Here is a 21,730-nt window from a genome sequence, read left to right as displayed (position 1 = left end):
TGCTTGCGCCGCGACAAAGAGACTCCCGGCAGTGCCGGTAGATTGCCTTCACCATCGACCTTCACCAAAACGGAAAGGACGTGTCATGGCGGAACGCCTGACCAAGTCGGCCGCACGGAACGTCTTCTACGGCGGTTCGGCCTTCTTCTTTGCGATCTTCCTCGGGCTCACAGCGCACAGCCACTACTACATGGTCACGACCTCGACCAATGCGTCGACGCTGTCCGACGGAGTCGCTCGCGGCAAGCACGTCTGGGAGAGAAACTCCTGCATCAACTGCCATACCCTGCTCGGCGAGGGCGCCTATTTCGCGCCAGAGGTCGGCAATGTCTGGGACCGCTGGGGCGGCCGGCAGGACCCGGCCGCCGCGCGCGAGATGCTGAAATCTTGGATGCAGTCGCAACCCTCCGGTGCGCCCGGCCGCAGGCAGATGCCGCAGTTCAATCTGTCCGACCAGGAGCTCAACGACCTCGCCGACTTCCTGCAATGGACCGACACGATCAAGCGCCAGGACTGGCCGCCGAACAAGGCCGGCTGAGCCGGCATCCCGTCCCCGTCATGAGAGAGATCCGCGATGAGATATGAGACCCAGAAGGTCGCGATGCTGTATTTCTACGGCGCGCTGACGCTCTTCCTCGCCCAGGTCATCTTCGGCCTGCTCGCCGGCACCATCTACGTGCTGCCGAACACGCTGTCGGTCCTGCTTCCCTTCAACATCGTCCGCATGATCCACACCAACGCGCTGATCGTGTGGTCGCTGATCGGCTTCATGGGCGCCACCTACTTCCTGCTGCCCGAGGAGACCGAGACCGAGCTCTACAGCCCGCTGCTCGCTAAGATCCAGTTCTGGATGTTCTTCGGCGCGGCCGGCGCGGCCGTCGTCGGCTATCTCTTCCACTACCATGAGGGCCGTGAGTTCCTCGAGCAGCCCTTCATCATCAAGGTCGGCATCGTCGTCGTCTGCCTGATGTTCCTGTTCAACGTCACGATGACCGCCCTGAAGGGTCGCAAGACGACGGTGACCAACATCCTGCTGTTCGGTCTGTGGGGCGTCGCGATCTTCTTTTTGTTCGCCTTCTACAACCCAGCCAATCTCGCCGTCGACAAGATGTACTGGTGGTACATCGTCCATCTCTGGGTGGAGGGCGTCTGGGAGCTGATCATGGCCTCGATCCTGGCCTTCCTGATGATCAAGCTCAACGGCATCGACCGCGAGGTGGTGGAGAAGTGGCTCTACGTCATCATTGGCCTGGCGCTGTTCTCCGGCATCCTCGGCACCGGCCATCATTTCTACTGGATCGGCGCGCCCGGCTATTGGCAGTGGATCGGCTCGCTGTTCTCAACGCTCGAGGTCGCGCCGTTCTTCACCATGGTGATCTTCACGGTGCAGATGACGCTCAAGGCGGGACGCAAGCATCCGAATCGCGCCGCGCTGCTGTGGTCGGTCGGCTGCTCCGTCATGGCGTTCCTCGGCGCCGGCGTGTGGGGCTTCCTGCACACGCTGTCCAGCGTGAACTACTACACCCACGGCACCCAGGTGACCGCCGCGCACGGCCATCTCGCCTTCTTCGGCGCCTATGTGATGCTCAACCTCGCGGTCATGGCCTATGCGGTGCCGCAGCTGCGCCAGCGTGCGCCGTATAACCAGTGGCTCTCGATGGCGAGCTTCTGGATCATGTGCACGGCGATGATGACGATGACCTTTGCGCTGACCTTCGCCGGCATCATCCAGGTGCATCTGCAGCGCGTGCTCGGCCAGAGCTACATGGACGTGCAGGACCAGCTCGCGATGTTCTACTGGGTTCGGCTCGGCTCCGGTGTGTTCGTGGCGATCGCGGCGCTGATGTTCGTCTGGGCCGTGCTGGTGCCCGGCCGCGCCAAGCAGGCGATCATCCCCGGCGCCCTGCAGCCGGCGGAGTAAAACCCCGCAGGCGGCGGCTTCGATGCCGCCGCCTGCATCCCCCGATTCGGAGAGTGATCATGAAGCCCGCGCTGCACGCGATCGATACCGTCCTGTCGTTCCCCTCGTACACGCCGACCGGCAATGAATGCGCGCTGTTCGAGCATGCGTTCCGACATCGCCTACCGGTGCTGCTGAAGGGGCCGACCGGCTGCGGCAAGACCCGCTTCGTCGCGCACATGGCGGCGCGACTGGGCCTGCCGCTGCACACGGTCGCCTGTCACGACGACCTCACCGCCGCCGACCTCACCGGGCGATATCTGCTCAAGGGCGGTGACACCGTGTGGACCGACGGCCCGCTGACCCGCGCGGTGCGCGAGGGCGGCATCTGCTATCTCGACGAGGTCGTCGAGGCGCGGAAGGATGTGACCGTCGTGCTGCATCCTCTCACCGACGACCGCCGCATTCTTCCGCTGGAGCGCACCGGCGAGGAGCTGCTCGCGCCCGACGGCTTCATGCTGGTGGTGTCCTACAATCCGGGTTATCAGTCGCTGCACAAGGCGCTGAAGCCATCGACACGGCAGCGCTTCATCGCCATCGAATTCGGCTTCCTGCCCGCCGAGCAGGAGATCGCGGTGGTTGCCGCCGAGAGCGGGCTGGCGCCGGAGCGCGTTCGGCCGCTGGTGGCGCTCGCGCATCGGCTGCGCGCGCTGCAAGGCCATGACTTGGAGGAGGGCGTCTCGACGCGGCTCCTGGTCTATTGCGCGACGCTCGTCGCTGCCGGAGCATCCATCGCGGACGCCGTGCTCGCCGCGATGATCGAGCCGCTCACCGACGACGCCGACGTCAAGGCCGCGTTGCGCGAGGTCGCGCATGCCGTGATCGGGTGAGCCATGCTCGACTTCCTCGAACTGGAGGAGACCGTCGGCCGCGCCTGGCATCGCCTGGTCGGCACGACCTCGAGCTATCCGGTCCATCCGGATCAGGCCGTCGCCCTGAACGAGATCAGCGGCCGCATCGCCGTGATGTTCCGCGCGCTGGGCGGCGAGAGCGGCGTGCAGGTCGCCGGAGCCAAGGCGCGCAAATCGGGCCATCGGCTCGGCTGGCGCCAGCGCATTGGCCTCGGCGACGAATGCCTCGATCAGGCCGGGCGCGATGGCGCCACCGTGTTCCTGCCGGAGACCATCGCGCTGCTGCCGGGGCGCGCGCTCAATGCGCAGCTCTATCACTGGCTCGCGGCGTGGTTCGCGACCATGGCAGTCGAGCCGATCGCGGAGCGCGATCCGCTGCGGCATGATCTGCTGGCGCTGCGCCGGGCCTGTGAGACGACCTCGCTGGTGCTGGCGCGCTTCCCTGGACTGGCGCGTCCGCATGCGCAACTCGCCGAAGCGCTGGCTGTGGCGCGTCCGCGGCGGCCGCTGCCTCGGCTCGAGCAGCAGGTCGAGCACATCGTCATGGCCCTGCTCGGCGCCGGCGCGCCGCCCAAGGGCGCGCTGTGGAATGCGGTCATCGCTGGCGGCGCGTTGCCGGAGGCCGCCCCGCCCGGCTATCGGCCGATGCTGCCGTGTCCGCTGTGGGGCGATTGCTGGAGCCGCGATGCCGTTGCCGCGGCGCGCGAGGACGACGAGACGCAGACGCCCGCAGAGCAGGAGGGTGCACCCGACACCCGCAAACGCTTCGCGCGGCGCGAGCGCGACGACACGGCCAAGCGCGATCCATTCATCCTCAACCGCTTCGAGAAGATCCTGGCGATGGCGGAGATGGTCAATGTCGATCGTCCGTCCGACGATACCGACGATGACGACGCCCGCAAGGCTGCCGACGATCTCGATGAGCTCGCGATCGCCAGGCGCAAGGGGCGTCCGGCGAGCAAGCTGAAGTTCGATCTCGACCTGCCGCCCGAGGCGGTGGACACGGCCCGGCTCGACAGCGGCCGGCTGTATCCCGAGTGGAATTATCGCAGCGGCGCCTATCTGCCGGACCATTGTCGCGTCGTGACCGGCGATGCCGCCGAGGCGGGCGAGGCGTGGTCTCCGGACGATGCGATGCGCCGGCGCATCCGCAGCGTGCGGCGCAGGTTCGAGACCTTGCGGCCGCGTCATGAGGTGATGCGCGCGCAGGCCGACGGCCACGACCTCGACATCGACGCGCTGGTGCGCGCGCGCAGCGATCTCAATGCCGGCCATGGCGGACTTGATCGCGTGCATCTGGCGATGCGCCCGCTCGCGCATGATCTCGCGGTGACTCTCCTGGTCGACGTGTCCCTATCGACCGATGCGTGGATCGACGGCGTGCGCGTTCTCGACGTCGAGAAGGAGGCGCTGCTGGTGCTGGCGCATGGGCTGTCGGCCTGCGGCGACAGCCACAGCATTCTCACCTTCACCTCGCGGCGCAACTCATGGGTCCGCCTGGAGACCGTGAAGGCATTCGATGAGCCGATGAGCGGGCGGGTCGAGCGCCGCATCGGCGCGCTCAGGCCCGGCTACTATACGCGTATCGGCACGGCGGTGCGTCATGCCGCCAGCCAGCTCGCCGAGCGATCCGAGCGCAAGCGCCTGCTGCTGGTGCTGACCGACGGCAAGCCGAACGACGTCGATCACTATGAGGGACGGTTCGCGATCGAGGACACGCGCAAGGCGGTGCAGGAAGCGCGGCGCGGCGGCGTCGCGGTGTTCGGCGTGACCATCGATGCGTCGGCGCAGTCGTATTTTCCCACCCTGTTCGGCCGCGGCGGCTACGCCATCGTCGGCAACATCAGGCGACTGCCCGCCGCGCTGCCGGCGCTGTACCGGCAGCTCGCGCATTGAAGGCGAGAGGCGCACTGCCGCCGTACCGACGACCGATACCGGCCAGCTGATCGAAGGGGTCCGTCCCTCAGGTCGCCGGCTCGCGCAGATTGCGCAGCGGCACCGGCAGGTGGCCCATCAGCTTGTCGAACTCGCCGGGATCGAGCTTCTCCCAGAGAATTTCGAAGATGCCGCGCGCAGCCGTGAGCGGATCGACCGGGAATTGCGGCGGCAGTTGGCGGAAGATGTCATCGACGAAATATTCGAGATGGCGGTCCTTGGTCGGGGTTGCCGCGTGGTGCCAGCCCTCGTAGTAGATCCCGCGAATGAGCATCGGCAACTGGGCGCCGAAATTCACGGCGACGGCCATCGGCATACGGTCGCGCAGCACATGCAGCACGGCACGCAGTGCATTGTAGGCCTGCTGCCGGCTCGCCAGCGCGAGGCGTTGCTCGATGGCCTTCAGCCAGATGTTGGTTTCCTGGACGGTGTGATCCAGGGCGGTCACGCCGGTCTCGCTCATGTGGTTCTCCATGATGACAAGTGCACAGGACCGTTCGAGGGACGCCGAACGAGATAACGGCAAGGCCTGATTCGCTTGAACGCCTTGTCAGTAGGTGGTGCGTTCGGGCCGGTTATGTTGACCTGCATCAAATCACGATGTCGTGGTTGGACCGTGAGGTAAATGGCGGGTCAACGTCCGGCGCAGTCGTTTACGATCCCTTGCTACCGCAGCGGCACCGGCGGTCGGCAAGCCCATCCGTCATCTTACGGGGATCGTCGTGGTCCCGTGCACGGCACGTGACAATGGTCAGCAGTTCACTCTGACAAACAGCCATCGACAAACAGCCATCGACAAACAGAACGTCTACAAATCAGCACGTCGCGATCTCGCGGCGCCTATCGCGCCCGAGTCTTGCTTGACGGAGCCCTCTTCAAGTGAGAGGGCGCAGGGAAGGCCGGGAGCTCGCCGCCCCCATGGCCCCCGTGCGGAAAGAATGCACGGGGCAGGAACCACAGGTTCGGCTGAGACATCCCGGCCTTCCCTGCGCGATAGTGTTACGGCTTATACGCATTCTCCCCGGTGAACGGGCTGTCTTGCCACCGTCACCCGCGCGAGGCTGAAACCTCGTCACGAGCTTGACGCCAGCGTCGCGGCGCCAGGACCATGCGACTTCGCCGTCCGCGCCGTGCCGTTCGTCCGCAGGCATGACACCCGCTGCGACACGTCGCGTCCATCGCATCCCGCACTCCACGTCTCGTGACGTTCGCGACACGCCCCTCTTCATGAGGCGGGATGCGCGGAAATGTCGTCCTGATTTGCCCGACGGTGCAAGCTGTTTATCTGCGGCAGACTGGCACGACGGGCAATTCGCGCATGGCGGTCATGCTGATTCGTTCGTCCGATGGCCCCGGGATTTTGCGTCTACCCGTGCTCAGTCGGAGAGCGCATCCAAGTTGGGATCGGGCTGCTGCCTTGGGGGCGGCGCGAGGTGGGCGCTGCGGGCGCTGAGAGACGCGCGACCACGGCGCTCCTCGTTCGCGGTGGCGCGCATGATGGCGAGCGACCGGAACGTTCGCGTTGCAAGTCCGGAACTTGCGCGACTCGTTCGCGCCGAACATCCCGAGATCATCGCGGGCCGGCGCTGCGCCGTCAGGTTGAACCCGTAATCGCCCTGCTTGTGAAGAACACGTCTTCGCTTGCTCGTCGCGACAGACTCACCTTACATCGGAGTCGTCCGAGGCGGAGAGATCGCGCGCTCGACACCCCTTTCAACTCACGAATCGACGTCGGCTCGCAATGCTCAAGTCTGCCCAAGAGAAGTCTGTTCACAACAAGCCTGCTCAAGACAAATCCGGCAACGACCTTCCGCTGACCGGCTATGCCGTCGTGGTCGATGGTCAGATCAAGACCGAATTCAAGACCAAGGATGGCGCACACAACGGCGCGCATGACCTCAAGCGCCGGTTTCCGATGTTGCAGATCAGGGTGTACGACGCGGAGACGAAGCAGACCCACGACATCGAACTGACGCGGGCGTGAGACCGGCCTGCCGCGCGGGCCGTGGTGTTGTGAGGACGCAAGGCCGTTGCACCTTGTCGAGCCCGCAATCGCTGTCGATGTTTGAGTGCATGGAGAGCATGCTCCTGATGTAGCCGAGGGTGCGGTGTCGGTCGCCGCGTCCTCGCCCCTGTGGGAGAGGGCGCAGTATCGCGCAGTGGCGTGCGGGCTGGGGTGCACGCAGGCGACTGTCGGCCTGCGCGCCAGATACGCCGAGATGGGCTGTTGCGGTGGCTGCGTGATATGAGCCAATCTGCCTCATCTCCGACCATGCGAGCAGCCATCATGACCGAAACCGCCTGGAACAGACTTTCCGCCGCAGCGCTTCGCGCGCTCGCGGCCCGAGACGCGATCGTGCTGTTGCCGGTGGCCTCGACCGAGCAGCACGGCCCGCATCTGCCGACGGGAGTTGACGACTTCCTGTGCAGCGAGGTCTGCCGTCGCACCGCGCTGGAGCTGACTCCAGACCATCCCATCGTGGTCGCGCCGACCGTTTGGTGCGGGCTCGCCGACCATCACGTTCCGTTCGGTGGCACCTTCACCCTCAGTCTCTCCACCTACCACGCCGTGCTCAGAGACCTGTGCCGCTCGATTCTGAATGCCGGCTTCCGCCGCATCGTGATCGTCAACGGCCATGGCGGCAACATCCAGGCGCTGGCCACCCTCACCGGCGAACTGACGCGCGAGCTCAATGCGCCGATCGCGACGACGACCTATTTCATGGAAGGGCGGGAGACCATGGCCAAGGTCCTCGAGGATCAGGAGGGCGTGATGCATGCCTGCGAAGCCGAGACCTCGATGATGATGGCGGCTCATCCAGGCCTCGTCGACGCGGCGAGGCTCGATGCTGCCTTTGGGCCGAGCTTCGACATCATGGGCTCGCTGGTCCCGTCGCTGAAGATGTTCAGATCGTTCGCCGACATCACCACCTCCGGCGTCGCAGGCGATGCGCGCAAGGCATCTGCTGCAAAGGGCGAGAAGCTGCTCGCCGGCTGCGCGGCGGCGCTGGCGGCGCGATTGCGGGCGGGCGAGCCATGGTCCACTGCACCAATTCCGCCGCCAGCCGCAAGACGACAGTGACGCGGAGCATCATCCCGAGAAGCCCGTCGCAGGCGGGCGTTTCGGATGATGGGCCGCAAACGATACGTCCACGGGTTTGATGGACGCATGCCGATCGGCAAGCTCAGCCGCGCTGCGCGGAAGCGGCGAGGCTCGGAGCTCCGATCGCGTCGAGGCCGTCCGCAAGACTGCGGCTCGCGTTTCGCACCTCGCTGCGAAACGTCTTCGCCAGGTTCGACAGCGGCCGCGCCTCCGACCACAGCACATAGGCCGAGACTTTGGTGCTCGGCGTGAACGGCCGTACCACGAGATCATGCCCGCCCTGGCGCGGCGAGAATGGATCGACCACGGCGACGCCGACGCCGGTCGAAGCCAGCACGCAGGCCGTGTTGCAGTAACGCACTTCGACGGTCGGCTGGAAGTCGGCATCGGCTTGCCGGAAGCTCTCGCGCACCGCTTCGCCGAGGCGCGTGCCGCGTTCGAGGCCGATCAGCGGGAAGCCGGCGAGATCCCGCGCTGAAATCACGTCGCATTCGGCAAGCGGATGCAGGGCCGGCATCACGCACACCATCTCCCCGGTATGCACGACCTCATGGGCGATCCCGGGATGATCGGACAGTCCGAGCGCGAAGCCGAGCTCGGCGACGTTGCCGAGCACGCCCTCGATGATGCCTTCGTAGCGGCGCACGTCGAAGAACATCCGCGTCTGCGGCCGGCGCCGCAGGAAGCCTGACAAGGTCGGCGGGATGATGCTGTAGGCGAGCGGCGGCGTGGCGACGATCGACAGATGACCCGTCTTCTGCTCGCGCAGGTCACGCACGCGGTTTTCCAGCCGGGCGTGCAGGGTGAAGATCGCCTCGCTCTCCTCATAGAGCGTCATGGCCTCGGGTGTCGGGAACAGCCGGTTGTTGACGCGCTCGAACAGCGTGAAGCCGGCCTGCGCCTCCATCGCCTTCAGCGCATTGCTGATCGCAGGCTGCGACAGCGCGAGCTCCTCGGCGGCAGCGACCGTGGTGTGGTGGCGGATGACCGCCCGCAGGATCTCCAACTGGCGCAGGTTCATGGCATGGTCGCCCTATTAGCCCGGGTGATGGTCTCGGCCAAAATATCATAGACCGAGGTCGTCCCGACTGGTTGCAATTCCTGCGCCGGTTTCGCTTCATTGATGCTTCTCTTGCGCGTCGCAGAGGGCGGTGATGCCGCCTGCTGGAAAGGCATGACGCACAGATCGGAGGCAGAGTTTTGAGCCGTATCTTCCGCGCGGCCGCCGCCCAGATGGGGCCGACCCAGCGCGCCGACAGCCGCGGGCACACGCTGTCGCGCATGATCGGGCTCCTGGAACAGGCGGCCGCCCAGGGCGCCAAGCTGGTGGTGTTTCCGGAACTCGCATTCACGACCTTCTTCCCGCGTTGGATCCTCGAAGGCGATGAGCTCGACAGCTATTTCGAGCGCGCGATGCCGAACCCGTCCGTTGCCGCGCTGTTCGACCGGGCGCGGGCGCTTCGCGTCGGCTTCTATGTCGGCTATGCCGAGCTGACACCGGACGGACGCCGCTTCAACAGCTCCATCCTTGTCGATCCCGACGGCGAGATCATCAGCAAATATCGCAAGGTGCATCTGCCCGGCTCCGTCGAGCCGCGCCCGAGTGCCAAGTATCAGCAGCTGGAGAAGCGCTATTTCGGCTATGGCGATCTCGGCTTTCCGGCCGTGCGCGCCGGCCGCGAGTGGGGCGGCGCCATCATGGGCATGATGATCTGCAACGACCGGCGCTGGCCGGAATCGTGGCGGGTGCTCGGGCTGCAGGGCGTCGAGCTGGTCTGCGTCGGCTACAATTCCGCAGCCTACGATCCGAATGGCGGCAACACCGAGGATGCCTCGCTGCGTACCTTCCATTCGACCCTGGTGGCGCAGGCCAACGCCTACATGAATGCGACGTGGGCGATCGCGGTCGCAAAGGCGGGCGACGAGGACGGCAGCGGGCTGATCGGCGGCTCCTGCATCGTCGATCCCAATGGCTGCATCGTGGCGCGGGCGAAGACGCTCGCCGACGAGGTCGTCGTCGCCGACATCGACCTCGATCTGTGCCGCCAGGGCAAGGACAAGATGTTCAACTTCGCGGCGCATCGCCGGCCGGATCAGTACAGGCTCATCACCGAGCGCGCCGGCGCCGTCGAGCCGGTCGTGGTCGATTAGCCGTTCACGTGGGGAGTTGCAGGATGCGCCGTTCGTTGTTCGCAGGTTTCGTCATCCTCGCCTCGCTTGCTCCGGCGGGGGCCGCGGAGCTGCCCGCTGAGATCAAGCAGGCTGGCGTGCTCAAGCTCACGGTCAACTCGACCTACGCGCCGATGGAATATCACGACCCCGCCACCAACGAGCTGAAGGGGCTCGACATCGATCTCGCCAACGAACTGGCGAAGCGGTTCGGCGTCAAGATCGTGTGGAGCGAGACGGCGTTCGCCGAACTCATTCCCTCGCTGCAGACCCGGCGCGCCGACTTCATCATCTCGGGCATCTCCGACCGTGCCTCGCGGCGCGAGACCGCCGACTTCGTCGACTATCTCGTCACCGGCCCGCAGTTCTTCGTGCTGGCGGAGAGCGATGCCAAGGTCGCGACCGATCTGTGCGGCCGGAAGATCGGCACCACGCGCTCGACGAGCTTCCCGCAGGAGATCGAGAAATGGAGCAAGGCCAATTGCGAGGCCGCAGGCAAGCCTGCCGCGCAATATGTGCCGGGGGAGAACTCGATCGATGTCCGCAATCAGCTCAAGCAGAGCCGCATCGATGCCGCCGTGCAGGGCAGCGAGACCTTGCCCTATGCGCAGTCGCAGGAGGCCGGCAAGTATCGCATCGTCGGTGAGCCCATCGCCTTCGGCTACCAGGGCATCATGTTCCGCAAGGACGATGCAGGCTTTCGCGAGGTCGTGACCGAACAGCTCAAGTCGATGATCGCCGACGGCAGCTACAAGGACATTCTCGACAAATGGGGTCTCGGCGCCAATGCGGTGCGCGAGCCGATGCTCAACGCGGCGCCGCAATGAGCCGCGCCGACGTACTGGCCGATGGCTTTCCCGACCTGTCGGCGCACAGGATCGCGCGCAAGGCGCATTGGGGCCGCTGGCTTACGGCTGCCGTCATTGTCGTGATCCTGCTGGCGATCGGCCGCGCCTTCGCCAGAGGCCAGATCGAATGGTCTTACGTCGAACGCTTCGTGACCGCGCCGGTGATCCTGCGCGGCATCGTCAACACCATGGTCATGGCCGTCGCGGCGATGGCGCTGGGCATCGCGCTCGGCGTGGTCGTCGCGATCATGCGGCTGTCGCCCAATCCGGTGCTGCGGTCGGTCGCCGCCGGCTACACCTGGCTGTTTCGCGGTACGCCGCTGATCCTCCAGTTGTTGTTGTGGTTCAACCTCGCGCTGGTGTTTCCGACCATCGGCATCCCCGGCCTGTGGAGCGCGCGCGCCGTCGACGTGATGACGCCGTTCCTGGCCGCGCTGCTCGGGCTCGGCATCAACCAGGGCGCCTACACCTCGGAGGTGATGCGGGCAGGGCTGCTCTCGGTCGACATCGGGCAATACGAGGCGGCGCAGGCGATCGGCATGGGACGGCTGCAGGCGCTGCGCCGGATCATCCTGCCGCAGGCGATGCGCGTGGTGATCCCGCCGCTCGGCAACGAGTTCATTGGCCTGGTCAAGGCGACCTCGCTCGCCAGCGTGATCCAGTATCCGGAGGTGTTGCACTCGGCCGAGAACATCTACTACGCCAATTCGCGCGTCATCGAGCTCCTGATCGTCGCCGGCCTCTGGTATCTGCTCGTGGTCTCGGTCCTGACGCCGCTGCAGATGCTGCTCGAACACCGTTTTGCCCGTGGCATCGCGCGGGGGCGCTGATGACGCCGCTCGTCGCCATCCGTCAGGTCAGCAAGCGCTTCGGGGAATTCCAGGCGCTCAAGCAAGTCTCGCTCGATGTCTTCGAGGGCGAGGTGGTGTGCCTGATCGGGCAATCCGGCTCCGGCAAGACCACCTTGCTCCGTTGCGTCAACCAGCTGGCCACGGCGGACAGCGGCGGCATCTGGCTCGACGGCACGCTGCTCGGCTTCCACGAGACGGCCGGCCGGCTGCATCGGCTGTCGGAGCGCGAGATCGCGCGGCAACGCCTCGCCTGCGGCATGGTGTTCCAGCGCTTCAACCTGTTCCCGCACATGACGGCGCTGGAGAACGTGATCGAGGGGCCGGTGCAGGTGCAGAGGCGCAGGCTTGCCGAGGCGAAGGACGAGGCCTTGTCGCTGCTGCGCCGGGTCGGCCTTGCCGACAAGGCGCAGTCCTATCCGGCGCAACTGTCCGGCGGTCAGCAGCAGCGCGTGGCGATCGCACGCGCGCTCGCAATGAAGCCGCGGCTGGTGCTGTTCGACGAGCCGACCTCGGCGCTCGACCCGGAGCTGGTCGGCGAGGTGCTCGGTGTGATGAAGGAGCTGGCGAGGTCCGGCATGACCATGCTGGTCGTCACGCATGAGCTCGGCTTCGCGCGCGAGGTCGCCGACCGGGTCGTCTATATGGACCAGGGCGTGATCGTGGAGAGTGGTCCGGCCGGCGAGGTGCTGCGTGCGCCGCGCGAGGCGAGGACCAAGGCATTTCTGGCAGCTGAAGTGGGGTGAGGTGATGGAATTGAAGTCGATCGTGTTGGCTGGGCTCATGAGCGCGGCCGTGGCGGGCGCGGCTCTCGCCGCCGAGCTGCCGGCCGAGATCAAGCAGAACGGCCTGCGCATCGCGGTGGTGCCGAACTATCCGCCGATGGAGTTCAAGGATCCGGCCACCGCGACCCTGACCGGCTTCGACGTCGAGCTCGGCGAGGCGCTGGCCAAGAAGCTCGGCGTCAACGCGGTGTGGCAGGAGACCAGCTTCGACCAGCTGATGCCGGGCCTCGCCACGCAGCGTTTCGACATCATCCTGACCGGCATGACCGACTACAAGAGCCGGCAGGATACCGCGACCTTCATCGACTACCTGCGCAGCGGTCCGCGATTCTTCGTGCAGGCTTCGCGCGCCAGCGAGTTCAAGGAGCCGACGGCGCTGTGCGGCAAGAGGGTCGGCGCCTCCAGGCGCACGATGTTCCCGAAGGACATCGCCGCCTGGAGCGAGAAGAACTGCGGCGCGAGCGGAATCGAGTTCGTCGGCACCGAGGGCTCGGCCGACGCCCGCACGCAGCTCAAGCAGGGCCGCATCGACGCCGCCGTGCAGGGCAACGAGACCTTGCCCTACATCATGGATCTCGAGCCGAACACTTACGTGCCGGTCGGCACGCCCATCGCGTACCAATATACGGGGCTGGCGACGCCGGTGAAGGCGGACGAACTGCGCGAGGCGCTGCGCGCCGCGCTGGAGGGCCTGATTGCCGACGGCAGCTACAAGGCGCTGCTGGCGAAGTGGAAGCTGAGCGACAATGGAATCGAGAAGGTGCTGATCAATGCTGGACAGTAAGGCGCTCGCGGGAATCCCGGTCGTTCCCGCCAACACCGCGCCGCCGGCGCCGGACTATCCATGGCCTGCGCCGCACAGAGCGGCGATGTTCCTTTCGTTCGACATCGACGCCGAGAGCGCCTGGACCTCGAAGGATCCCGCGCATGCGGCGCGTCTGGTCACGATGAGCTTCGGCGGCTTCGAGGCGCGCGTCGGCACGCCGAAGCTTCTCGAGCTGCTCGCCGAGCTCGATCTCAAGGCGACGTTCTTCATCACGGGATGGGCGGTCGATGCGCATCCGGCGATGGCGGAAGCGGTGCTGAAGGCGGGCCACGAGATCGGCCATCACGGCTATCACCATCTGCTGCCGGATCCCGGCGATCCCTTCATCGTCGAGGAGATCGAGCGCGGCTTCGAGGCGATCCAGCGCCGGCTCGGAATCCGGCCGATCGGCTACCGCGCGCCGTTCGGCGAGTTCTGCGAGGAGCTGCTGACAGCGCTGGTGCGCCAGGGCATCGTCTACACCTCCTCGTTCCGCGATGACGTCAGGCCCTATCGCCATCGCTTGGCCTCCGGCTCGCCGGGCACGATCGAAATCCCGGTGACCGCGAGCTATGACGACTGGATGCACGGCCTGTCGGCGCGGTTCTCGCCGCGCTCGATCTTTCCGAAAGAGCACGTGCTGTCGATGTGGAAGGATGAGCTGGACGAAGTCCGCGATTGGGGCGCGATGGTGACGACCGTGCTGCATCCGCAGGTCTCGGGCCGGCCGATGCGCTTCCGGCTGCTGCGCGAGTTCCTGACCTACGCCAAATCGTGCCGGGACGTGTGGATCACGACCGGAGCCGAGATCGCGGCGAACTACCAGCGCCATGAGGCGGCGGAAGCGAAGGACGCATGAGTACGACGGCGATCTTCGGCAGCTACGTGCTGACGCGCAAGGACGGCGCGCAGGACGTCCTGCGCGATCACTGGGTGCTGGTCGAGGGCAGGCGCATCGCGGCCGTGACGCGTGATCGGCCGGCGGCGGACGAGATGTTCGATCGTCCGGGTCGCTTCGTGCTGCCGGGCCTGTTGAACCTGCACAACCACATCTTCAGCGAGGCGATCGCACGCACGCTCACCGAGGACGGCAACGGCCGGCGCAACAACAAGAGCATCGTCTACACCGTGCTGCTGCCGCTGTCCAAGCGCGGGGCCGAGATCCTTTCGGTGGAGGAGCGGCTGGCGATCGGCCGCATGGGGGTGTTGCAGCTCCTGAAGGGCGGCGCCACCACGGTGATGGAGCCGTTCCGCAACACGATCCCGGAGCTGTTCGATGCGGCTCTCGAGATGGGCCTGCGCTTCTATGGCGCGCCCTATCTGTTCTCGACCGGCGATGCCAAGGCGGATGCCTCCGGCGTCGTGACTTACGCCGGCGATGACGGCGAGGCCGACATGGCGGTCTGGAATGCGCTCCATCAGCGCTGGCACGGCCAGGGCGACGGCCGCATTCGTCTTGCGATGAGCCCGCACGCGACCGATACCTGCGGACCGGATCTGTTGCGCGCGGCTGCCAGCCGGGCGCGCGAGCTCGGCGTTCCCATCACCACGCACATGGCGCAGAGCGCGGGCGAGGTCGCGACGATCGCGCAGCGCCATGGCGGCCGCACCCCGGCCGAATATCTCGACTGGCTCGGCCTGCTCGGACCCGATCTGCTGGCGGCGCATTGCCACGCGTCGACCGATGCGGACCTTGCGCTGATGGCGGCGCGTGGTGCCGGCGTGCTGAACTGCCCGCGGGTGTTCGCGCGCGCCGGAGTCACCGCCGCCTTCGGCCGCTTCGCCGCGCATGGCGTCCGCACCGCGGTCGGCACCGACGGCTACAACATGGATCTGCTCGGCGAGCTCAACGCGGCGTCGATGATCTCGAAGATCGCGCTGGGAAGCGCCGAGACGGCGAGCGCGCCGGAACTGATCGACGCCGTCACCACGACGGCCGCCGCCATGATCAAGCGCGACGATCTCGGCGTCATCGCGCCCGGCGCGACCGCCGACCTCACCGTCGTCGACATGACGCATCCACATCTTCAGCCGCTACACGACCCGCGCCGCGGCCTGATCGCGCTCGCGAACCGCGCCAACATCGACCAGGTGATGATCGACGGCCGGCTGCTGATCCACGACGGCCGCTATCTCCACGGTGACGAGGCTGCCATCACCGCCGCAGGGACTGCCGCGATCGAGAGGATCTGGGCGCTGCCGGAGGCGGAGGCCGCATTCGCCGGCTGAATGCTGCTACCGCGTGCCGTAGGCGCGGTCGCCGGCGTCGCCGAGGCCGGGGACGATGAAGGCGTCGTCGTCGAGGCCGTCGTCGATCGCGGCGGTCCACAGTGCGACATCGGGATGCAGGCCGCGGACGCGCTCGACGCCCTCGGGCGCCGCGATCATGCAGACCATGCGGATATCCTTGGCGCCGCGCTCCTTGAGCCGGTCGACCGCGGCGACTGCGCTGTTGCCGGTCGCGAGCACCGGCGTGACCACGACGGCGAGGCGCTCGTGCAGGTCGGACGGCGCCTTGAAGAAATACTCGACGGCGGTGAAGGTCTGCGGCTCGCGATACAGGCCGATATGGGCGACGCGGGCGGTCGGCACCAGATCGAGCATGCCGTCGACGAAGGTGACGCCGGCGCGCAGCACCGGCACGAACACCAGCTTCTTGCCGGCGATCTTGGCCGACTGCATTCGCGCCAGCGGCGTCTCGATCTCGACCTCCGTGAGCGGCAGGTCGCGCGTGACCTCGTAGCACAGGAGCATGCCGATCTCCTTCAAGAGCTCGCGGAACGACTTGGTCGAGATCGACTTGTCGCGGATCAAGGTCAGCTTGTGCTGCACCAGCGGATGATCGACGACCGTGACGCCTTCCATGGCTTTCATCTCCGAAGCGTAGGGTGGGCAAAGGCGCGAAGCGCCGTGCCCACCTGATACTAGCTCAGCTTGGAATGGTGGGCACGCTGCGCTTTGCCCACCCTACGCGCAACTTATGAATTGCGTCATTGCGAGGAGCGAAGCGACGAAGCAATCCAGACTTTCTTCCGGGCTCTGGATTGCTTCCGCCGTCGCCCTTCGGGCTATGGCGGACAAGTCGCTTCGCTCGCAATGACGTCGGCTGTTATGAAGCAAGGCTGCCAAACACCTCTTAAAACACCGTGCCGTCGCTGAGGATGGTCAGCGGCGGCGAGCCGTCCGGGCGGCGGGCGAAGGCGAGCTTGCGGCCGGCGGCCCAGCTGCCGCCTTCGAGGATGCGCGCCAAGGGCAGCTGTTCCGCCGTCTGGCCGGTGCGCTGGCGGATCAGCGCGGCCAGGCGATCGAGCAGGGCGACGGTCAGCGCGCGCCATTCCACCACCAGCAGGGAATCAACGGCATGCGCCCGCGCGGCATCGGCGGGATCGCGCAGCACCAGCACGCCGCCGTCGACGAACAGGCCGCCATTGCGGTATTCGGCGAGTCCCGTAAGGCCGTCGATGTTCTCGACCACGAGGCCGGCGCGCTTCAGCGGTTCGATCAGCGAATAGCTCAGCCATTGCGACAGCTTGTGCAATGGGACGAGACCGCTGGTCGCGTCATCGGTGACCAGGGAAGCATGGCGCCAGCAGTCGCCGAGCGCGATGCCTTGCAGCGTCAGCCGCGACGGCCAGATCGGGCCGAGCTGCAGCAGCACCTGCTGCAGAATGTCGGCGGCCTGGAGGTGGCCGCCGGTCGCACCGGCGGCGAGCTGATCGAACAGACCGCCGGGACGTGGGGTATCCTTCCGACCGAAGATATCCGGCTTTGCAGCCGTGACCTCGCCTAGCCGGCGCAGCAGCGCAACGCGGCCTTCGAGTCCGACCAGCGGATTGTCGGCGCTCACCTGGAAGCCGCGTTCGAGATCGGCGACGATGGTGTGCTGCAGCTTCGCGGCGTCGGCCCGCAGCGGATGGCTTGCATCGGCCGAGAACGCACCGCGTGCGAACATGTCGAGGCTCGCCAGTGCCAACCCTTCGGAGCGGCCGATGCGCGCGCCGGTCACGGCATCCCGATAGCGCCACGCCGCGCCGGCGCCGGCGTCGAGCAGCACGCTGGTGATGGCGAGATCGAACTCGGCGCGCGCCCGTGAAGCCGCATCCGGCCAATTCACATTGTCGGCGATCGCGGCCCAGCGATCGACACCGCCGACCACGAAATGCCGCCAGCGCGAGTGGAACGGCACCTCGCCACCGGGATAGGCCCTGCGGGTCACGTCGAGCACGAGGTCGGCAATCGCATCGAGCTTTGCGAGGTCGATGCGGAAGTGCGGCAGCTTGTCGGCGAGACCGAGCGCAAGCAGCTGATGCGCCCGCTCGCGCACTGCGCGGGCGGACAGGAGATATGAAACGTCGGTCATGATCAGCCGCTGCGCTAGTACTTTTCGAGCGGTCGGCCGACGGTGTCGCCGAGCGCCTCGGGCTTCTGCGGCTCCAGCGAGAAATAGCCGGCGGCCTTCTTGGCCGCGATCTCGACATGGGCATCCGCCGGGATCAGCTCGTCGGGGATCGGCACGCGCTCGACGATGTCGACACCCTGGCCCACCAGCGCGTCATGCTTCATGTCGCTCATCGAGATGAAGCGGTCGATGCGTTTGACGCCGAGCCAGTGGATGACGTCGGGCATCAACTGCTGGAAGCGCGCATCCTGCACGCCGGCGACGCATTCGGTGCGCTCGAAATAGGCCGCCGCGGCGTCGCCGTCCTCCTGGCGCTTGCGCGCATTGTAGACCAGGAACTTCGTCACTTCGCCGAGCGCGCGGCCTTCCTTGCGGTTGTAGACGATGATGCCGAGGCCGCCGTTCTGCCCGGCCGCGACGCATTCTTCGATACCGTGGATCAGATACGGGCGACAGGTGCAGATGTCGGAGCCGAACACGTCGGAGCCGTTGCACTCGTCATGCACGCGACATGTGATCTTCGTCCGGCTGTCATTGAGCTTGTCGACGTCGCCGAACAGATAGACCGTGGTGCCGCCGATCGGCGGCAGGAATACCTGCAGGTCGGGCCGGGTCACCAGCTCCGGATACATGCCGCCGGTCTGCTCGAACAGGCCGCGGCGTAGACTGGTCTCGCTGGTGCCGAAGCGCGCGGCCACGCCGGGCAGGTACCACACCGGGTCGATCGCGATCTTCACCACGGAGACGCTGCCATTGGCATGCACGACGTCGCCGTCATGAACGAGGCGCTTGGCCGCGAGCGCCGCATGCAACTCAGGAAGCTCGATCCGCGCCTTGGTCACGGCGATCGTCGGCCGGATATCGATTCCTTCCGCGATCTCGCCGCCGAAATTCTCGGCCACCAGATGACCCCAGGGATCGAGCGCGACGATCTTCGCCGGATCTCGCCACTGCGCGAACGGGCCGATCGTGGCGGCGGGATGGGTGTTGGTGAGATCGGGGCGGCGGATCGGATCGAGCGCACCGGATGATACCGCGAGCGCGCGGTAGACCGTGTAGGAACCGCCATGGCTGCCGATCACGTTGCGGTCCTGCGGACGTGATACCGTGCCGATCACGGGTCCGCGCTCGCGTGCGCTTTCGGCGCCCCAGTGGAGCGGGAAATTATGCTTGGCGCCTGGCACCGGGTGCGAGGTCAGGCGGATGTGATCCGTACGGTTGGAGCGAGTCATCGGACAGCCACCCCCAAAACGGCAACGGCCCGCCTTGACGACGGGCCTGAGCAGAACGCGTTCACGTTTTCCATACACCAATATAGCAGTTTTTCCCCGCCAAACAAGTGGTCCCGGGTGGCCGGTTATTTGTAAACGAATGGTTTCGGATCCCGGTCGGCGGTCCCGCGGCGTCAGGCCCTGGCATGGCGCTTGCCTTTTGCAGGCGACGCCGCCAGCTTGGCGCGCATCTGGAATTCTCGACGGCAACGGCGGCATGGACCTGATCATTCGCAATGCGGTGCTGGCGCAGCACAGTGAGCTGCGCCGGGCCGATATCGGAATTTCCGACGGCACCATCGTGGCGATCGCGCCGTCATTGCAGGCCGACGGCGAACAGCGCGATGCCGAGAACTGCCTCGTCGTGCCCGGCTTCATCGAGACGCACATCCATCTCGACAAGACCTGCATCCTCGACCGCTGCACGATCAGGGAAGGGACCGTGGCAGAGGCGGTGCGCGAGACTGCGGCCGCCAAGCGCAACTTCACGGCCGACGATGTCTATGACAGGGCGAAGCGGACCGTTGAACGCTGCGTCAGCCACGGCACGATGCGGATGCGCACCCATGTCGAGCTCGATCCCGGCATCGGTTTCATCGGCTTCGAGGCGATCCAGCAGCTCGCGCGCGACTATGCCTGGGCGCTCGACCTCGAGATCTGCGTGTTTCCGCAGGAAGGGCTCACCAACTATCCGGGCACCGAGGAGCTCTTGATCGAGGGCCTGCGCCGCGGCGCACGCACCATCGGCGCCGCCCCGTATTTCGACACCGACCCGCCGGCGCAGATCGACCGCATCTTCGCGATCGCGCGTGATCACGACGTCGACATCGACATGCATCTCGATCTTGCCGAGACGCTCGATCACATGCAGATCGAATATGTCTGCCGCAAGACGGAGGAATACGGCTGGGGCGGACGCGTCGCGGTCGGCCACGTCACGCAGCTGTCGCTGCTGCCGCCGGAGCGTTTCGACGCGATCGCAACGCAGCTCGCCAATGCCGGCGTCGCAGTCACCGTGCTGCCCTCGACCGACCTGCATCTGATGGGGCGCCGGCACGATCATGCGATCCCGCGCGGCGTGGTCCCGCTGGAGCCGCTGCGCGCGCAAGGGGTGACCTGCTCGCTCTCGACCAACAACGTGCTGAACCCGTTCACGCCCTATGGCGACGGCTCGCTGATCCGGATGGCGAACCTCTACGCCAACGTCTGCCACGTCTCGCGGCCGGATCATCTTGCGGGGTGTCTCGACATGGTCACGCACGACGCGGCGCGGCTGATGCGGCTCGATGACTACGGCATCGAGGTCGGCGCGCCGGCCGATCTCGTCTGCATCGATGCGGCGACGCCGACCGAGGCCGTGGCGACCCTGGCGCAGCCGCTCTGGGGCCTCAAGCGCGGCCGGCCGTCGTTCTCGCGGATGCGGCCGGTGCTGTACCGGCCGGGGTGAAACGATGAGGGGTGTTGCATGACGCTGTCGCCACATTCGTCATTGCTAGGAGCGAAGCGACGAAGCAATCCAGAGTCCTCGTGTAGCCCTGGATTGCTTCGCTTCGCTCGCAATGACGTCGGAGTCCGGATAGGAGTTCTGCAATGCGCGTGATCAACGTCGCCGCCGCCCAGATGGGACCGATTCAGCGCGCTGACAGCCACGAGGCGGTCGTCGCGCGCATGATCGCACTGATGGACGAGGCCAAGCGCAAGGACGCCGACCTGATCGTCTATCCGGAGCTGGCGCTGACCACGTTTTTTCCACGCTGGTACATGGAGGATCAGGCCGAAGTCGACAGCTGGTTCGAGCGCGAGATGCCCAATGCGGCCGTGCAGCCGCTGTTCGATCGCGCCGCGCTGCATCAGATGGCCATGTATCTCGGCTATGCCGAGCTGACACCGGACGGGCACCACTACAACACGGCAGTTCTCACCGACCGCGCCGGCAACATCGTCGGCAAGTATCGCAAGGTGCATCTGCCCGGCCACGAGGAGTTCGAGCCGGAGCGCAGCCACCAGCATCTGGAGAAGCGCTATTTTGAGCCGGGCGATCTCGGCTTTCCTGTCTGGCGCAGTCTCGATGGCATTATCGGCATGGCGATCTGCAACGATCGCCGTTGGCCGGAGACCTATCGCGTCATGGGGCTGCAGGACGTCGAGCTGGTGCTGATCGGCTATAACACGCCGTCGGTGAACTCATTGAAATCGGCCGAGGGACTGCAGCAGCGCCTGTTCCACAACCGGCTCTCCGCGCAGGCCGGCGCCTATCACAACTCGTGTTGGGTCGTCGCGGTCGCGAAGGCCGGCGTCGAGGACGGTCATCACCTGATCGGTGGCAGCCTGATCGTCAATCCCGACGGCAAGATCGTCGCCGAAGCGGTGACCGAAGGCGACGAGGTGCTCGTGGTGCCGTGCGACATGGATGCGACGCGCTTCGGCAAGCAGACGATCTTCGATTTCGCCAGGCATCGCCGCGTGGAGCATTACGGGCTGATCACCAGCCGCACCGGCGCGGTGCCGCCGGAGTGAGGCAGGAGAGAGAGTGGGCCTGACCACGCTGATCAGCAGTTGCATTGTCAGGCACGAGCGCCGCTACACAAACAGTGTCGTCCCGGCGAACGCCGGGACCCATACCGCGGAAGCTATCGAGGAACGGAGCTGACAGTTGCCTGCCTCACGTCGGCCGGCGGCTATGGGTCCCTGTGTCTGGAAAGTCTGCCATGATGATGGTGGGCGGGAAGCCGTTGGGTCCTTGGCGCTAGACGCCG

The 21,730-nt window shown here is 66.3% G+C and carries 20 protein-coding genes; 15 read left to right on the top strand and 5 right to left on the bottom strand.

Annotated features, from left to right (window positions below; all coding sequences use genetic code 11):
• Window positions 1-85: 85 nt before the first annotated feature.
• The 4 genes from QX073_RS22835 to QX073_RS22820 are packed head-to-tail and all read left to right on the top strand — an operon-like array spanning window position 86 to window position 4,707.
• Window positions 86-538, top strand: coding sequence for a cytochrome c (locus QX073_RS22835; protein WP_315717761.1), 453 nt, complete (start codon window positions 86-88; stop codon window positions 536-538).
• A 36-nt stretch (window positions 539-574) separates the two neighbouring features.
• Window positions 575-1,921 carry a cbb3-type cytochrome c oxidase subunit I gene (locus QX073_RS22830; protein ID WP_315717760.1) on the top strand — a complete coding sequence of 449 codons (1,347 nt, stop codon included), beginning with the start codon at window positions 575-577 and terminating at the stop codon, window positions 1,919-1,921.
• A 59-nt stretch (window positions 1,922-1,980) separates the two neighbouring features.
• Window positions 1,981-2,790 (top strand): CbbQ/NirQ/NorQ/GpvN family protein, encoded by an 810-nt coding sequence (locus tag QX073_RS22825; RefSeq protein WP_315717759.1) that lies wholly within the window; start codon window positions 1,981-1,983, stop codon window positions 2,788-2,790.
• A 3-nt stretch (window positions 2,791-2,793) separates the two neighbouring features.
• Window positions 2,794-4,707, top strand: a complete 1,914-nt coding sequence (locus QX073_RS22820) for a nitric oxide reductase activation protein NorD (RefSeq protein WP_316226399.1) — start codon at window positions 2,794-2,796, stop codon at window positions 4,705-4,707.
• A gap of 67 nt (window positions 4,708-4,774) precedes the next feature.
• Here the strand turns inward: QX073_RS22820 and QX073_RS22815 are convergent, their stop codons facing one another.
• Window positions 4,775-5,209, bottom strand: a complete 435-nt coding sequence (locus QX073_RS22815; RefSeq protein ID WP_315750299.1) for a DUF2267 domain-containing protein — start codon at window positions 5,207-5,209, stop codon at window positions 4,775-4,777.
• Between the two features lie 1,278 nt (window positions 5,210-6,487).
• Here QX073_RS22815 and QX073_RS22810 point away from each other — a divergent pair.
• Both QX073_RS22810 and QX073_RS22805 read left to right on the top strand, forming a co-directional pair.
• Window positions 6,488-6,730: a hypothetical protein gene (locus QX073_RS22810; protein ID WP_315717756.1), complete on the top strand. Its 243-nt coding sequence runs from the start codon at window positions 6,488-6,490 to the stop codon at window positions 6,728-6,730.
• 303 nt (window positions 6,731-7,033) lie between these two features.
• On the top strand, window positions 7,034-7,828 hold the full coding sequence (locus QX073_RS22805; RefSeq protein ID WP_316201164.1) for a creatininase family protein: 795 nt from the start codon (window positions 7,034-7,036) through the stop codon (window positions 7,826-7,828).
• A gap of 103 nt (window positions 7,829-7,931) precedes the next feature.
• Here the strand turns inward: QX073_RS22805 and QX073_RS22800 are convergent, their stop codons facing one another.
• Window positions 7,932-8,870: a LysR family transcriptional regulator gene (locus tag QX073_RS22800; protein ID WP_315717754.1), complete on the bottom strand. Its 939-nt coding sequence runs from the start codon at window positions 8,868-8,870 to the stop codon at window positions 7,932-7,934.
• Between the two features lie 179 nt (window positions 8,871-9,049).
• Between QX073_RS22800 and QX073_RS22795 the strand changes: the two genes are divergently transcribed.
• From QX073_RS22795 to QX073_RS22765, 7 genes are read left to right on the top strand one after another with little or no spacing between them, the layout of a single operon-like run.
• Window positions 9,050-10,000 (top strand): N-carbamoyl-D-amino-acid hydrolase, encoded by a 951-nt coding sequence (locus tag QX073_RS22795; RefSeq protein WP_315717753.1) that lies wholly within the window; start codon window positions 9,050-9,052, stop codon window positions 9,998-10,000.
• Between the two features lie 23 nt (window positions 10,001-10,023).
• Entirely contained in the window at window positions 10,024-10,845 is an 822-nt protein-coding gene (locus QX073_RS22790) for an ABC transporter substrate-binding protein (protein ID WP_315717752.1), read from the top strand.
• Complete coding sequence (locus QX073_RS22785; RefSeq protein ID WP_315717751.1) at window positions 10,842-11,696, top strand: amino acid ABC transporter permease; 855 nt, start codon at window positions 10,842-10,844, stop codon at window positions 11,694-11,696. Before QX073_RS22790 ends, QX073_RS22785 begins: the two co-directional genes overlap by 4 nt.
• On the top strand, window positions 11,696-12,460 hold the full coding sequence (locus tag QX073_RS22780; protein ID WP_410051902.1) for an amino acid ABC transporter ATP-binding protein: 765 nt from the start codon (window positions 11,696-11,698) through the stop codon (window positions 12,458-12,460). Before QX073_RS22785 ends, QX073_RS22780 begins: the two co-directional genes overlap by 1 nt.
• A 4-nt stretch (window positions 12,461-12,464) precedes the next feature.
• Entirely contained in the window at window positions 12,465-13,283 is an 819-nt protein-coding gene (locus QX073_RS22775; RefSeq protein ID WP_315717750.1) for an ABC transporter substrate-binding protein, read from the top strand.
• Window positions 13,270-14,163 carry a polysaccharide deacetylase gene (locus QX073_RS22770; RefSeq protein WP_315750305.1) on the top strand — a complete coding sequence of 298 codons (894 nt, stop codon included), beginning with the start codon at window positions 13,270-13,272 and terminating at the stop codon, window positions 14,161-14,163. Before QX073_RS22775 ends, QX073_RS22770 begins: the two co-directional genes overlap by 14 nt.
• Window positions 14,160-15,533, top strand: coding sequence for an amidohydrolase family protein (locus QX073_RS22765; protein WP_315750306.1), 1,374 nt, complete (start codon window positions 14,160-14,162; stop codon window positions 15,531-15,533). Before QX073_RS22770 ends, QX073_RS22765 begins: the two co-directional genes overlap by 4 nt.
• A gap of 6 nt (window positions 15,534-15,539) precedes the next feature.
• Here QX073_RS22765 and upp read toward each other — a convergent pair whose 3' ends face one another.
• From upp to QX073_RS22750, 3 genes are all read right to left on the bottom strand, one after another.
• A complete protein-coding gene (gene upp, locus QX073_RS22760) occupies window positions 15,540-16,169 on the bottom strand; it encodes a uracil phosphoribosyltransferase (protein ID WP_231327004.1) in 630 nt (209 codons plus the stop codon).
• A gap of 271 nt (window positions 16,170-16,440) precedes the next feature.
• A complete protein-coding gene (locus tag QX073_RS22755; RefSeq protein WP_316226398.1) occupies window positions 16,441-17,664 on the bottom strand; it encodes a URC4/urg3 family protein in 1,224 nt (407 codons plus the stop codon).
• Between the two features lie 14 nt (window positions 17,665-17,678).
• A complete protein-coding gene (locus tag QX073_RS22750; protein ID WP_315827063.1) occupies window positions 17,679-18,935 on the bottom strand; it encodes a GTP cyclohydrolase II in 1,257 nt (418 codons plus the stop codon).
• Window positions 18,936-19,191: 256 nt separating this feature from the next.
• On the opposite strand from QX073_RS22750, the gene QX073_RS22745 reads away from it, so the two are divergent.
• Together QX073_RS22745 and QX073_RS22740 are read left to right on the top strand one after the other, a co-directional pair.
• Window positions 19,192-20,421 carry an amidohydrolase family protein gene (locus tag QX073_RS22745; protein ID WP_316226397.1) on the top strand — a complete coding sequence of 410 codons (1,230 nt, stop codon included), beginning with the start codon at window positions 19,192-19,194 and terminating at the stop codon, window positions 20,419-20,421.
• A 143-nt stretch (window positions 20,422-20,564) separates the two neighbouring features.
• Window positions 20,565-21,491, top strand: a complete 927-nt coding sequence (locus QX073_RS22740) for an N-carbamoyl-D-amino-acid hydrolase (protein WP_316226396.1) — start codon at window positions 20,565-20,567, stop codon at window positions 21,489-21,491.
• The last annotated feature ends 239 nt before the right edge of the window (window positions 21,492-21,730 follow it).

Source organism: Bradyrhizobium sp. SZCCHNS3052, from assembly GCF_032484495.1.
GTDB lineage: Bacteria > Pseudomonadota > Alphaproteobacteria > Rhizobiales > Xanthobacteraceae > Bradyrhizobium.
The sequence above is the reverse complement of the archived record's forward strand: the minus strand, read 5'-3'. Positions and strand labels throughout refer to the sequence as shown.

Bases quoted from the DNA above. Each gene is read 5' to 3' on its own strand.
- QX073_RS22835 (WP_315717761.1), top strand. From the start codon at position 86: ATGGCGGAACGCCTGACCAAGTCGGCCGCACGGAACGTCTTCTACGGC.
- QX073_RS22830 (WP_315717760.1), top strand. From the start codon at position 575: ATGAGATATGAGACCCAGAAGGTCGCGATGCTGTATTTCTACGGCGCG.
- QX073_RS22825 (WP_315717759.1), top strand. From the start codon at position 1,981: ATGAAGCCCGCGCTGCACGCGATCGATACCGTCCTGTCGTTCCCCTCG.
- QX073_RS22820 (WP_316226399.1), top strand. From the start codon at position 2,794: ATGCTCGACTTCCTCGAACTGGAGGAGACCGTCGGCCGCGCCTGGCAT.
- QX073_RS22815 (WP_315750299.1), bottom strand. From the start codon at position 5,209: ATGAGCGAGACCGGCGTGACCGCCCTGGATCACACCGTCCAGGAAACC.
- QX073_RS22810 (WP_315717756.1), top strand. From the start codon at position 6,488: ATGCTCAAGTCTGCCCAAGAGAAGTCTGTTCACAACAAGCCTGCTCAA.
- QX073_RS22805 (WP_316201164.1), top strand. From the start codon at position 7,034: ATGACCGAAACCGCCTGGAACAGACTTTCCGCCGCAGCGCTTCGCGCG.
- QX073_RS22800 (WP_315717754.1), bottom strand. From the start codon at position 8,870: ATGAACCTGCGCCAGTTGGAGATCCTGCGGGCGGTCATCCGCCACCAC.
- QX073_RS22790 (WP_315717752.1), top strand. From the start codon at position 10,024: ATGCGCCGTTCGTTGTTCGCAGGTTTCGTCATCCTCGCCTCGCTTGCT.
- QX073_RS22785 (WP_315717751.1), top strand. From the start codon at position 10,842: ATGAGCCGCGCCGACGTACTGGCCGATGGCTTTCCCGACCTGTCGGCG.
- QX073_RS22780 (WP_410051902.1), top strand. From the start codon at position 11,696: ATGACGCCGCTCGTCGCCATCCGTCAGGTCAGCAAGCGCTTCGGGGAA.
- QX073_RS22775 (WP_315717750.1), top strand. From the start codon at position 12,465: ATGGAATTGAAGTCGATCGTGTTGGCTGGGCTCATGAGCGCGGCCGTG.
- QX073_RS22770 (WP_315750305.1), top strand. From the start codon at position 13,270: ATGCTGGACAGTAAGGCGCTCGCGGGAATCCCGGTCGTTCCCGCCAAC.
- QX073_RS22765 (WP_315750306.1), top strand. From the start codon at position 14,160: ATGAGTACGACGGCGATCTTCGGCAGCTACGTGCTGACGCGCAAGGAC.
- upp (WP_231327004.1), bottom strand. From the start codon at position 16,169: ATGGAAGGCGTCACGGTCGTCGATCATCCGCTGGTGCAGCACAAGCTG.
- QX073_RS22755 (WP_316226398.1), bottom strand. From the start codon at position 17,664: ATGACCGACGTTTCATATCTCCTGTCCGCCCGCGCAGTGCGCGAGCGG.
- QX073_RS22750 (WP_315827063.1), bottom strand. From the start codon at position 18,935: ATGACTCGCTCCAACCGTACGGATCACATCCGCCTGACCTCGCACCCG.
- QX073_RS22745 (WP_316226397.1), top strand. From the start codon at position 19,192: ATGGACCTGATCATTCGCAATGCGGTGCTGGCGCAGCACAGTGAGCTG.
- QX073_RS22740 (WP_316226396.1), top strand. From the start codon at position 20,565: ATGCGCGTGATCAACGTCGCCGCCGCCCAGATGGGACCGATTCAGCGC.